Genomic DNA, 11,841 nt, shown 5'->3' with positions numbered 1-11,841 from the left:
AACCGGACGTAACCTGGTCGGACCGCCGTATCCGCACGGGAGTCATGGAGGCGGCACATGACCGACCCGTTCGGCTTCCTGAGGACGCCGCGACGCTCCGTACCGGCGCGCCCCGCCGACGAGCGGCTCGGCGACTGGTGCGAGGTCCACGCGGGGCAGACCTCGCTGCCCCTGGTGTCCGAGCAGGCCAACCGCTGCATGGACTGCGGCATCCCCTTCTGCCACGCGGGCTGCCCGCTGGGGAACCTCATCCCCGAGTGGAACGCCTACGCCGCCCACGGCGACTGGCGGGCCGCCTCGGACCGGCTGCACGCCACGAACAACTTCCCCGAGTTCACCGGCCGGCTCTGCCCGGCGCCCTGCGAGGACGCCTGCGTCCTGGCGATCAACGCCGAGCCGGTGACCATCAAGAACGTCGAACAGGCCATCGCCGACCAGGCCTGGGCGCACGGGTACACCGCTCCCGCGCCGCCCGCCCGTCCCAGCGGGAAGACCGTCGCCGTCATCGGCTCCGGTCCGGCCGGTCTCGCCGCCGCCCAGCAGCTCCGACGCGCCGGGCACGACGTCGTGGTCTTCGAGCGGGCCGACCGGATCGGCGGACTGCTCCGCTACGGCATACCGGCCTTCAAGATGGAGAAGTCCCACCTGGACCGCCGCGTCCAGCAGCTGCGGGACGAGGGGACCGTCTTCCGCACGGACGCGGACGTCGGGGGCCGGATCGACGCGGCCGGGCTCCGGGCCACCCACGACGCGGTGATCGTCGCGGTCGGCGCGACGGAGCGCCGGGACCTGCCGGTGCCCGGCCGCGGGCTACGGGGCATCCACCAGGCGATGGACTACCTGACCGAAGCCAACCGGGTCGCGCAGGGCGACATCGCGGTGCCCGGGGTGAATGCCGAGGGACACCACGTGGTGATCGTCGGGGGCGGTGACACCGGCTCCGACTGCCTGGGCACCGCGCTGCGCCAACGTGCCCGCTCGGTGGTCCAGCTCGACATCAACCCGGAACCGGGTCCCACCCGCTCCGCCGGCCAGCCCTGGCCGCTGTATCCGAAGGTCTACCGGGTCTCCCACGCCCATGAGGAGGCGCGGGGCCGCGACGGGGTCGACCCGCGGGCCTTCTCCAGTGCGACCTTGCACTTCTTGGGCGACGCCGGGGGGCGGGTGCGTGCCGTGCGCTTGACCGCGGTGGAGCGGGTGGAGCGGCGCTCCCTTCCCGGCACCGAGCGGGTGATCGAGGCCGGGCTGGTGCTGTTGGCGCTGGGATTCACGGGTCCCGAGCGGGGCTGTCCCCTGGGTGAACAGCTCGGGCTCGTCCGCGACGAACGGGGCGACTTCGCCCGGTCCGCGGACTTCGCGGCGCTCGGGCCTGCGGGGCGGGCTCCGGAGGGGGTGTTCGTGGCGGGCGACGCCGGGCGCGGTCAGTCGCTGGTGGTGTGGGCGATCGCGGAGGGGCGCTCCGCGGCGGCGGCCGCCGACCGCTACCTGACCGGTCGCACCGCCCTGCACGCCCCCGTCCGGGCCCAGGACGGGCCGCTGCTCCGGGCGGCCGAGGGGGGTGCGTGGTGACGTGGGGGCGCGGGGGGCGGGCGGGTCGGGTGGGGGCCGGGGCCGGGGACGGGCACGAGTGTCTCCTCGGCTCGCGGCTGCGGGGTGGTCGGAGGAGGGGGGCGGTGGGGACCGCTCGTCCTGCGGGGACACTCCTGCCCGTCCCCGGCCCCGGCCCCGGCCGGGTGCGGGGGGTTACTGGGGCGGGGTGATGACGTTCTGTACGTGGTGCAGGCTTGGGGTGGCCAGTACCTCGTGCAGTTGTTGGAAGACCTGCCGGGCTCCGATGGCGTTCCAGTCCGGGGGGAGCAGCTCGGCGGGCAGGCCGGGGTCCAGGTACGGCAGGCGGCGCCAGGCCGTGAGCATGGGGACGTAGTGGCGGAACGCCTCGGCCGGGTCGATGGCGGGCTGCCCGGCGAGCCGGGCGGCGACCGGAGCGTAGGCGTCGGTGAACTCCGCGTACTGCGCCTGGATCGCGGGGAAGTCCCACCAGGAGCTGACCGCCGCGGGCAGGTCGCTGAAGGCGGCGTAGTCGGCCGCGGCGAACAGGTGGACGTACTCGCTCAGCCCGAGCCGGACCAGCACGGCGTGGGCGTCCGGGAGCACCCGGCCCGGCGCCAGCCACACGCCGGAGGCGATGTTGCCGAAGCCGAGCCAGGTCAGCCGGGTGCGCAGCTGGTAGCGGTGGGAGCGCTCGGACTCCGGGACGGAGAACACCGCGAGGGCCCAGCCGTCCGCCAGGTCCGCCGGCTCCAGGCTGGCGAAGATGCGCCGGTCGCCCGCGTCGAAGACCGGGTGCACGGCCGGGCTGAGCCGGTAGCCGGTGGCGCCGCGCCGCTCCGGTTCCAGGACGCCCTTCTTCTTGAGCCGCGAGATCGCCGAGCGGACGGCCTGGCTCTCCACGTCCAGCTCCGACATGAGGGTGATCAGGTCGGCGATGGAGATCCAGCCGCCGATACCGCGCAGAAACGCCCCGTAGACCGTGTTGATCAACGAGCTGGGCCTGAGGGGGCTGTCCGACATGATCGCCTTCCGTTGGATGCGGTGGCGATCCTACCGAGGTCCCTGCCGGCTCACCCTGCCGAGGCGGACCCCCGGACCAGCGGCGACTCGGCGTACGCACCGGACAGCAGGTGCCCGGCCCCGGGGGCGACGGCGGGCAGGTCGAGGGCCCGCAGCAGCTGGTGCGCGGTGCATACGGCCGCGGAGACGACCGGCTTGCCCAGGATCTGCTCCGCCTCCTCGATGGCCCCGAGCGAGGGCATCTGCACGCAGGCGGAGAGGACCACCGCGTCCGCGTCGCCGTGGTCGAGGGCGCGGGCCAGCTCGGGCAGCCGGGCCGGATCGTGCGCGGCCACGTCGAGGTTGTTCGGTATCTCCAGCGCCCGGTAGTCCAGGACCTCGATCCCCTCGTGGGTGAGGTAGTCGACGACGGTCCGGGTGAGGGGGCGCATGTACGGAGCGAGCAGCGCCACCTTCCGCGCGCCCATGGTGTGCAGGCCCTGCACCAGGGCCCCGGCGCTGGTCACCACGGGCGCGGGCGCCCCGTTCTGCACGGTCCGCGCGTGCAGCCGCTGCTCCGCTTCGCGGTGGTAGCCCAGGCCCATGCTCATGATGGCCACCAGACAGGCGTACCCGAGTACGTCGACGTGCGCGTCGGACAGTTCGACGGCGCAGCGGTCGGAGTCGGCGTCCATGGCCCTGAGCTGCTCCGGCGTCACGTGCGTCATCCGCATGCGGCTGGAGTGGAAGGTGAAGCGCTCCGGCGCGACGCGCTGCCGGGCGCGCAGGATGGCCGGCACCTCCGTCTCCATCGTCACGTTCGAGCTCGGCACGATCTGGCCGATGCGGTAGGTGGGCGGGTGCGGCATGCGGGCTCCTCGGTTCGGTGGGGCGACGGGCGCCGCGGGCGTGCGCGGCGGGGAGGTCAACGGGCGTCCACGACGGGGTTGGTGAGGGTGCCGATGCGCTCGACGGTGGCCTCGACGGTGTCGCCCGGCACCAGGAACTCGGGCGGGACCATGCCGGCCCCGACGCCCGAGGGGGAGCCGGTGGCGATCACGTCGCCCGGCTCCAGGGTCACGCCGGAGCTGATGTCGGCGATCAGCCGGGCGATCGGGAACAGCATGTGGCGGGTGTTGGACCGCTGCTTGGTGACGCCGTTGACGCGCAGGCCGAGGTCCAGCGACATCGGGTCGGGGATCTCGTCGGCCGTGACCACGACCGGTCCGAAGGGGGCGTAGGAGTCCTGGCCCTTGGAGAAGAACCACTGGCCCGAGCGGCGCTGGTCGCGGGCGCTGATGTCGTTCACGATGCTGTACCCGAAGACGTGCTCGTACGCCTCCTCCTCGCTCACCCGGAAGGCGGTGCGGCCGATGACCACGGCGAGTTCGCACTCCCAGTCCAACTGGGCGGTGAGGTCGCCGTTGTGCAGCACCGGGGCTCCGGGCCCGGTGACGGCGGTGGCGGGCTTGCTGAACAGGACCGGACGCGGCGGGAGTTCCTTGTCCGTGTCCAGGCTGCGGCTGGATTCCGCCACGTGTTCCACGTAGTTGAGCCCGACCCCGATGATCTTCCCGGGCCGGTGCGGGGCGCGGAGCCGGACGTCTTCGAGCCGGTGGACGGCGTGCCCGGGCAGCGCACCGCCCAGGAGGGCGCGGACGGCGTCCAGGGCGGCGGGCCCGGCCTGGACGAGCGAGAGCAGGTCGGGCGGGATCCGGACGCCCGCGTGGTCGGCCAGGGCGGCGAGGTCGTGCACGAAGCCGTCGCGCTCCGCGCCCAGGCGCGGCGCGGGGTCGACGGGCCCGCCGGCGGGGGACCCGGTGGTGAAGGTCAGTAGTCGCATGGTGGCTCCAGAAGTCGGGGAGGGTCAGGGGTGCGGGACGCTGTGCGCGGTCAGGGGGTCGGCTGGTGGCCGTCGTGGTCCGTGTAGGACTCCTCGCGGTGGAATCCGAGTGAGCGCATGACCGGGAAGTCGTTGAAGGAGAAGAGGCACGCGTCCTCGGCCGGGTCGAGGTTGTGGTGCTCGTGCCAGGCCCAGGACGGCACGCAGAAGATGTCGCCCTCCTGCCAGGCGAAGCGCTGCCCGGCGATCACCGAGACGCCGCGCCCCTTGGCCACCGTGTAGATCACCGATCCGGTGTGGCGGTGGGCCAGCGTGGCCTGGCCCGGCCGCAGCAGCTGCATGTGCGCGCCCATGGTGGGCATCACCGATCCGCCGGTGACCGGGTTGGTGTACTCGGCGATGATCCCGTCGTAGGGGGACCCCTCGGTGGCCCGGGCCAGGCCGAGCAGCGCCTCGTACGTCGCCTCCCACGGGTAGGCGAGCAGGGGGGAGTAGGGCCGGGTCCAGCGCTCGACGCCCTGCGGGAGCAGGTTCGCCGCGTAGGTCAGGACGGAGGAGTTGATCACCTTCCCGGGCTTCTGGTACAGCTCGGGGTGGACCTCGTAGAAACCGGCGTCGAGGGCGTTGACCAGCGGGATGTCCAGCCCGTCCTGCCAGATGACCGGGGCGTCGTCCGCGTCGTTGCCGTGCTCGTGCCAGGTGCCGTTCGGGGTGATCGCGAAGTCGCGCGGCCCGACCTTCAGCTTCTGCCCGTCGACGATCGTCCACGCGCCGGTGCCCTCGTGGACGAAGCGCAGCGCGGCGGCTTGGTGGCGGTGGGCCGTCATGGCCTCGCCCGGGCCCATGATCTGCAGGCCCGTGTAGAGCAGCCCGGCCGCCGCACTGACGTCCCTGCGGCCGGGGTTGACCAGCATGACCACGCGGCGGCCCGCGTCGTCCGCCTCGACCAGGGCGAGCGCCTTGTGGACGAGCGGGCGCAGCTCCTCGTAACGCCACAGCACCGGAACGGACTTGGGCTGCGGGTACCAGGGTTCGATGTCATTGGCGACCGTCCACAGCGCGCCCGCCTCGCGCGCCGCGAGCTCGGCGTAGTAGGCGGTGAGTTCGGGGGTGTCGAGGACCCGTGCGCGGCCGAGCGCGGTGTCGTCCTGTTCGGGGGTCATGCGTCCTCCTCGGGAAGGGCCGTCGTCCGGGGACCGGAAAGGGGTGCGGCGAAGGTCACCGGCGTGCGGGGGCGGTTGTCGACCTCTAGGTGGAATACGTCGAAGCGGTTGTAGTGACCGGTGATGTCGTGCATCTGCTTGGGCTGGATGCACCGGCCCAGGTCGATCTCCGCGTAGACGATGCCCTCGTCGTCCACCAACGGCGGCGTGACCGGGCGCCCGTCGGGGCCGAAGATGCCGGACAGCGCGCTGCGCGGACGGCCGAAAAGGGCCCGCAGCTCCTCGTCGTCCCCCGCGAGGAGATCGATGATCTCCGGGGAGACGGTGGAGCAGGCCACGACCGAGAAGACCTTGCCCTCGAAGCTGTGGGCGGCCGTCCGTACGGCGATGGCCTCGGCCATGTCGTAGTCGGCGGGCGCCACGGGCAGGGCGATGTAGCAGGAGGCGTGGACGAGTTCGCCCTGCGCGAGGAGGGCGAACCGGGCCAGCGTGTTGGTGTTCTCGCCGCAGGCGAGGGCGCCGAGCGGGCCCACCGGGGTCCGGTGGACGCGCAGCGAGCTGCCGTCGCCCCCGGTCCAGGTGAGCTTCTCGGCCCAGGTCGGCACCAACTTGCGGTGCACGCCCAGGAGTTCGCCGTCCGGCCCGATGGTCAACAGGGTGTTGTACAGGACGCCGAGGCTGTTTCGACCGCGCTCGTTGATCCCGATGACCAGGACGACGCCGTACTGGCGGGCGGCCGCGCGCAGGGTGTCGACGTGGGGGCCGGGGACGTCCACGGAGGCCCGGTGCAGGCGCTCGAACCAGGGCGAGCCCTGTACCGGGTTCATGGTCCAGTTCCAGTACGGGTATCCGGGGACGAACACCTCGGGGAAGACGACGAGCGTGGCGCCGTTCCCGGCGGCCTCGGCGATCAGGGCGACCGCCTTGTCGACGGTGGCGCCGGGGTCGAGGTAGACCGGGGACGCCTGGACGGCGGCCGCCGTGAAGCGGGGCAGGTCGTACGGCGGCGGGTCGTACGCGGGCGGGTCGTACGCGGGTGGGGTCTCCACGGGATCTCCTGGCGGTCGGCAGGCGGTCAGCGGGCGGGTGCGGGGACGAGGGGGCGCCAGCGCTGGTGCACCGGCGCGGCGGCCCGCCGCAGCAGTTCCAGGCGGGGCGGCACCCTGTCGGTACGGGCCGCGGGCGGCCGGCCGCTGCCGGCGGCCCAGGACCGGGCCCAGGGCGCCGCGGACCCGCGGTAGCCCTGGGCCGCGGCGGCGTGCAAGGTCCACAGCGGGTCGTGGAGCTGGGCGCGGCCGAGGGCGCACAGGTCGGCCCGACCGGCCAGGATCACCGAGTTCACGTCGTCGTAGGTGGAGATCGCGCCCACGGCGATGGTCGCCAGCCCGGTGGCGTTGCGGATCAGATCGGCGTACGGCGTCTGGTAGCTGCGGCCGAAGCGGGGTCGCTCGTGGGGCACGACCTCACCGGTCGAGACGTCGATCCCGTCCGCGCCCGCCGCCCCGAGGGCCCGGGCGATCTCCACGGCCCCGGCCTCGTCGAGGCCGCCCGCCGCCCAGTCGGTCGCCGAGATCCGCACCAGCAGCGCCTTCCCGGCGGGCCACACCGCCCGTACCGCGCCCAGCACTTCGAGCGGGAAGCGCAGTCGCCCGGCCGGACCCGCGCCGTACGCGTCGGTGCGCCGGTTGGTCAGCGGTGACAGGAAACCGGACATCAAGTGGCCGTGGCCGTATTGCAGTTCCAACGCGTCGAAGCCGGCCCGGTCGGCGCGCTCGGCCGCCCGCACGAAGTCCCGCACGATCAGGTCCATGTCCGCCCGGGTCGCCTCCCGTGGCACCGGACCGTGCTCGTCCCAGGCCAGCGGGGACGCCGCCAGCGGTGAGCCGTCGGCGGCGCGGCGGCCGGCGTGGGTGAGCTGGATGCCCAGGCAGGCGTCCGACTGGCCGTGGACGAAGTCGGTGATCCGCCGCCAGGCGGCCTCCTGCTCGTCGGTCCACAGCCCGGGGCAGCCGGCGTCGGTGCGGCCCGCCGGGCTGACCGCGGTCATCCCGGCCAGCACCAGGGCCGGTCCGCCGAGGGCCTGCGTGGCGAGGTGGACCAGGTCGAAGTCGCCCGGCACCCCGTCGCGGGCCGTCGACAGTGCGACGGGCGCCGCCACGATCCGGTTGCGCAGCCGCAGACCGCCCAGCGCGAACGGTCGGAACATCGGCGGCACCGGGGCGGAGGCGTTGACGGCCGTGGTGAAGCCCTCGTCCCGCGCGCGCAGGCCGTCGTAGGTGACGCGCCGGCTGCGGGTCAGCAGGTTGAAGGCGAACTGGTGCGGGTCCTGGTCGGTGTACCGGTCCAGGTGCTCGAACCATTCGAGGCTGGCCTGGGCCGCCCGCTGGGTCGACTCCACGACGGGCCTGCGCTCCTCCTCGTACGCCGCCAACGCGCCCGGCACGTCCGGGTGTTCGTGCAGACAGGCGGCCAGGGCGAGCGCGTCCTCCATGGCGAGCTTGGTGCCCGAGCCGATCGAGAAGTGCGCGGTGTGCGCGGCGTCCCCGAGCAGCACCGTGTTGCCGTGCCGCCAGGTGCGGTTGCGCACGGTGGTGAAGCGCAGCCACTTGGAGTTGTTGGGCAGCAGCCGGTGCCCGTCCAGATGGGCGGCGAGGATCTCCTCGCACCGGCGGATGCCCTCCTCGTCGCTCGCGCCCGGCGGCAGGTCGAGGCCGTCGGAGCGGTCGAAACCGCCGCGCCGCCACGCCGCCTCGTCCATCTCGACGATGAAGGTGGAGCGGGTGTCGTCGTACGGATAGGCGTGCACCTGCAGGGTCCCGAAGTCCCGCTCCTCGACGATGAAGGTGAAGGCCTCGAAGACCTTGTCGGTACCGAGCCACATGTAGCGGCCGGAGCGCTCGTCGAGGTCGGGGGCGAAGGTGTCGGCGTAGGCGGCGCGCGTGGCCGACCGTACGCCGTCGCAGGCGACCACCAGGTCGTACGCGGCGGCCAGTCGCTCCGGCGGCGGGGCCGGTGTGCGGTAGCGGACGTCGACCTCCAGGGCGGCGCACCGGTCCTGGAGGATGCCCAGCAGCCGGCGGCGGCCCAGGGCGGCGAAGCCGTGGCCGCCGGAGGTGAGGGTCGTGCCGCGGCGGCGTACGTCGATGTCGCTCCAGCGGGCGAACTCGGCGGACATCGCGGCGTACACGACCGGGTCGGCCTGCGCGATGCCGTCGAGGGTCTCGTCGGAGAAGACGACCCCGAAACCGAAGGTGTCCTCGGGGGAGCCCCGCTCCCAGACGGTGATCTCCCACTGGGGGGACAACTGCTTGGCCAGGGCGGCGAAGTACAGGCCGCCGGGCCCGCCTCCGATGACGGCTACGCGCACGGGGCGCCTCCTCGGGTGTTCTCGAACAGTTCGGGGGCCTGCGGGCCCGCCGTGGTGAGGACCGCGCGGACCTCGGCGGGCCAGGGGGTGGACCCGGTGGCCCGGGCGGCGGAGTGGGCGACGACCATGCGGCCGCTCGCGGCCCGCGCGCCCTCCTCCCCGTGGACGGTGAAGGCGTAGTGCAGGGAGCTGTTGCCCACCTCGGTGACGCGCAGCTCGGTCCGCACGGCCTCGCCGAACCAGAGCCGGGCCCGGTAGTCGGCCTCGAAGCGGACGCGGGGCGTGCTCCCGAACAGGTGGGCCAGGCCCAGGCGCCGCAGCAGCACCGCCTCGGCCGCCTCGACCCAGCGCACGACGGTGGAGTGGTGGTAGTGACCGGCCGCGTCGGTGTCGGGCCACTCGACGCGTCGCTCGATGACGACGCTGGGCAGGGTCGGGGGCGCGGGATCGACCGACTCCCGGGCCAGCAGCCTGAGTTGGCCGCGCCGGAGCTTGCCGGTCTCGGTGCGCGGGAGCTCGTCGACGAACTCCACGGCGCGCGGGTACTTGAAGGGGGCGATGGTCGCCTTGACGTGGTCCTGGAGTTCCCGGACGGTGGCGTCACCGGCCACGACCCCGGCGCGCAGCACCACGTACGCCTTGACGAGCATCCCGCGCCGCTCGTCGGGGGCCCCGACCACACCGCAGTCGGCGACGTACGGATGGTCGGCGAGGGCCTTCTCGACCTCGGGCCCGGCGATGTTGTAGCCGGAGGAGACGATCATGTCGTCGCTGCGGGCGACGTACCAGAAGTAGCCGTCGGCGTCGCGCGTGTAGGTGTCACCGGTGATGTTCCAGCCGCCGCGGACGTAGGTGGACTGGCGCGGGTCGTCGAGGTAGCGGCAGCCGGTGGGGCCGGTGACGGCGAGCAGGCCGGGCTGCCCGTCGGGGACGGGGTCGCCGTTCTCGTCGACCACGGCCGCGCGGTAGCCGGGGACGGGCCTGCCCGTCGATCCGGGGCGGATGTCCCCGTCGGCGGCGGAGATGAACACGTGCAGCATCTCGGTGGCGCCGATGCCGTCGATGATGCGCAGCCCGGTGGCGGCGCGGAACTCCTCCCACACGGCGGCGGGCAGCGGCTCGCCGGCCGACACGCAGCGGCGCAGCCCCGCCAGGCGGTCGGCCGCGCCGTCGGTGAGGATCGCGCGGTAGGCGGTCGGTGCGGTGAACAGGACGCTGACTCCGTGCTCGGCGACGAGCTCGGCCAGCTGCCCGGGCGTCGCCCGCTCGATCAGCAGGGTCGAGGCCCCGACCCGCATCGGGAAGACCACCAGTCCGCCGAGGCCGAAGGTGAAGGCGAGGGGCGGCGTGCCGGTGAACACGTCCTCGGGCTCGGGGCGCAGCACGTGCCGGGAGAACGTGTCCGCGTTGGCGAGGACGTCGCGGTGGAAGTGCAGGGTGGCCTTGGGCCGCCCGGTCGTACCGGAGGTGAAGGCGATCAGGGCGACGTCGTCCGCGGCCGTCCGCACGGTGTCGAAGTCGCCGTCCTTGGCGGCGCAGCGGGCCGTGAGGTCGTCGTCGCCGGAGCCGCCGTACGCGATCACCCGGAGGGTGGCGCGATCGGCGGCCGATCGGAGTTCTTCGAGGTGGCGGTGGTCGCAGAGGGCGATCGCGGGCCGGCTGATCCCGCACAGCTCGGTGAGTTCGGCGGCGCGCAGCAGCGGCACGGTGGTGACGGCCACCCCGCCCGCCTTCAGGACGCCGAACCAGGCGGCGACGAGCCACGGATTGTTGGGTCCGCGGAGCAGGACGCGGTTGCCGGGCACCAGGCCCAGGTCCTCGGTGAGCACCTGGGCGACCTGGTTGGCGCGGCGCAGGAGGTCGCCGTAGGTCCAGCGCTCGGTCGGGGTGAGCAGGCAGGGGCGGTCGGGGCCCCAGCGCTCGACGGCTTCGTCGAGCAGGGCGTGGGCGCAGTTGAGTCGGTCCGGATAGCTCAACTCCGGGAGGTCGAAGTGGAGTCGGGGCCAGAGGGCAGCGGGTGGCAGCCGGTCGCGACAGAAGGAATCGGCATGTGCCGAGGGGGAGAGCTCCATGGGGCGGCACCTCAATCAGGGAGCAGCGGGGGAGATGGGGCAAGTATCTCGATATTTTGGCGATCGTCAATTGTTCGCGATATTTCGATGCGCGAGCGCCTCGCCGAGGCCGCCGTCCTGGCCCCCCCCGGTCGACCTCAGGTGGCCGGCGTGCGGGCCGGTACGCGGACCTTGGCGCGGTTGCCGAACTCGCCTGCTGTGAAGCTGAGTTCGCCACCCGCCTCGGCGGCCATGAGCTGGACGATCAGCAGGCCCCGCCCCGACTCCGCGTCCGGATCCGTCTCGGAGCGCGGCAGTGGTGGCCGGGGCGCCGCGGGAGCCCCGTCGGTGACCTCCAGGTGGAGCCAGCCCGCGCGCAGGGTCACCCCGACCCGCATGCGGCGCGTGGCGGCGGCGTGCAGGACGACGTTGCCGGTGAGCTCGCTGACCGCCAGCAGGAGGACGTCCGCGATCTCGGCGGTGACCGGCCAGCCGTCGAGCACGGCCCGGACCCGCGACCGGATCAGCGGGACCACCGCCGCGGTCGGCTCGACGGCCCAGCGGGCGTAGGCGCGCACCCGGCGGGTCGCGCTCGCGGTCGGGCTCGGGCTCGGGCTCGGGGTCGCGGTCGTGGCGGGGGGCGGGGCGGGGGAGGTGGCGGCGAGCATGGCGTGCTCCCTGGAGGGGAAGGCGACGCCGCCCGCGCTGCGGCTCGTGTAACGGGTGAGGAAGTCACCCGGCTCGAAGGCTTGTGGTCAGCGGAAATGCGTCGCTAGAGTCGTGATTACACGTGTAACACGTTAAGCCTCGCGGGTACCTCGCGCAAGCAATTCGGACATACGTTACGAAGCCTTGCCCGTGCCGAGG

General features: G+C 73.4%; 8 protein-coding genes and 2 pseudogenes. 1 reads left to right on the top strand and 9 read right to left on the bottom strand.

Features of this window, described 5'->3' with window-relative positions:
* The first annotated feature begins 57 nt into the window (after positions 1-57).
* The gene (locus tag ACZ4UB_RS05190) at positions 58-1,569 is read left to right on the top strand and encodes a glutamate synthase subunit beta (RefSeq protein WP_468068346.1); all 1,512 of its coding nucleotides are present in this window, start codon (positions 58-60) and stop codon (positions 1,567-1,569) included.
* A gap of 174 nt (positions 1,570-1,743) precedes the next feature.
* On the opposite strand, the gene ACZ4UB_RS05185 is transcribed toward ACZ4UB_RS05190, so the two are convergent.
* The 9 genes and pseudogenes from ACZ4UB_RS05185 to ACZ4UB_RS05145 all read right to left on the bottom strand — a co-directional run bounded on the left by ACZ4UB_RS05185 (position 1,744) and on the right by ACZ4UB_RS05145 (position 11,642).
* On the bottom strand, positions 1,744-2,571 hold the full coding sequence (locus ACZ4UB_RS05185; protein WP_468068345.1) for a PaaX family transcriptional regulator: 828 nt from the start codon (positions 2,569-2,571) through the stop codon (positions 1,744-1,746).
* Between the two features lie 50 nt (positions 2,572-2,621).
* A complete protein-coding gene (locus ACZ4UB_RS05180) occupies positions 2,622-3,419 on the bottom strand; it encodes a maleate cis-trans isomerase family protein (RefSeq protein ID WP_468068343.1) in 798 nt (265 codons plus the stop codon).
* Positions 3,420-3,475: 56 nt separating this feature from the next.
* Entirely contained in the window at positions 3,476-4,393 is a 918-nt protein-coding gene (locus ACZ4UB_RS05175) for a fumarylacetoacetate hydrolase family protein (protein ID WP_468068342.1), read from the bottom strand.
* Between the two features lie 50 nt (positions 4,394-4,443).
* On the bottom strand, positions 4,444-5,556 hold the full coding sequence (locus ACZ4UB_RS05170) for a cupin domain-containing protein (protein ID WP_468068340.1): 1,113 nt from the start codon (positions 5,554-5,556) through the stop codon (positions 4,444-4,446).
* Positions 5,553-6,605, bottom strand: coding sequence for a carbon-nitrogen hydrolase family protein (locus ACZ4UB_RS05165; protein ID WP_468068338.1), 1,053 nt, complete (start codon positions 6,603-6,605; stop codon positions 5,553-5,555). The genes ACZ4UB_RS05170 and ACZ4UB_RS05165 overlap by 4 nt, the downstream gene beginning before the upstream one ends.
* A 26-nt stretch (positions 6,606-6,631) precedes the next feature.
* Positions 6,632-8,923 carry an oxidoreductase gene (locus ACZ4UB_RS05160; protein WP_468068337.1) on the bottom strand — a complete coding sequence of 764 codons (2,292 nt, stop codon included), beginning with the start codon at positions 8,921-8,923 and terminating at the stop codon, positions 6,632-6,634.
* Positions 8,914-9,267, bottom strand: a pseudogene (locus tag ACZ4UB_RS05155) (acyl-CoA thioesterase); the annotation flags it as partial. The gene ACZ4UB_RS05160 and the pseudogene ACZ4UB_RS05155, both read right to left, overlap by 10 nt.
* A gap of 126 nt (positions 9,268-9,393) precedes the next feature.
* Positions 9,394-10,995 (bottom strand): annotated as a pseudogene (locus tag ACZ4UB_RS05150) (AMP-binding protein); the annotation flags it as partial.
* 137 nt (positions 10,996-11,132) lie between these two features.
* Positions 11,133-11,642 (bottom strand): ATP-binding protein, encoded by a 510-nt coding sequence (locus tag ACZ4UB_RS05145; RefSeq protein ID WP_468068336.1) that lies wholly within the window; start codon positions 11,640-11,642, stop codon positions 11,133-11,135.
* Between the last annotated feature and the right edge of the window lie 199 nt (positions 11,643-11,841).

The organism is Streptomyces sp. NPDC028419, assembly GCF_055565515.1.
This window is presented reverse-complemented; position numbering and strand designations above follow the sequence as displayed.

Bases quoted from the DNA above. Each gene is read 5' to 3' on its own strand.
- ACZ4UB_RS05185 (WP_468068345.1), bottom strand. From the start codon at position 2,571: ATGTCGGACAGCCCCCTCAGGCCCAGCTCGTTGATCAACACGGTCTAC.
- ACZ4UB_RS05180 (WP_468068343.1), bottom strand. From the start codon at position 3,419: ATGCCGCACCCGCCCACCTACCGCATCGGCCAGATCGTGCCGAGCTCG.
- ACZ4UB_RS05175 (WP_468068342.1), bottom strand. From the start codon at position 4,393: ATGCGACTACTGACCTTCACCACCGGGTCCCCCGCCGGCGGGCCCGTC.
- ACZ4UB_RS05170 (WP_468068340.1), bottom strand. From the start codon at position 5,556: ATGACCCCCGAACAGGACGACACCGCGCTCGGCCGCGCACGGGTCCTC.
- ACZ4UB_RS05190 (WP_468068346.1), top strand. From the start codon at position 58: ATGACCGACCCGTTCGGCTTCCTGAGGACGCCGCGACGCTCCGTACCG.
- ACZ4UB_RS05145 (WP_468068336.1), bottom strand. From the start codon at position 11,642: ATGCTCGCCGCCACCTCCCCCGCCCCGCCCCCCGCCACGACCGCGACC.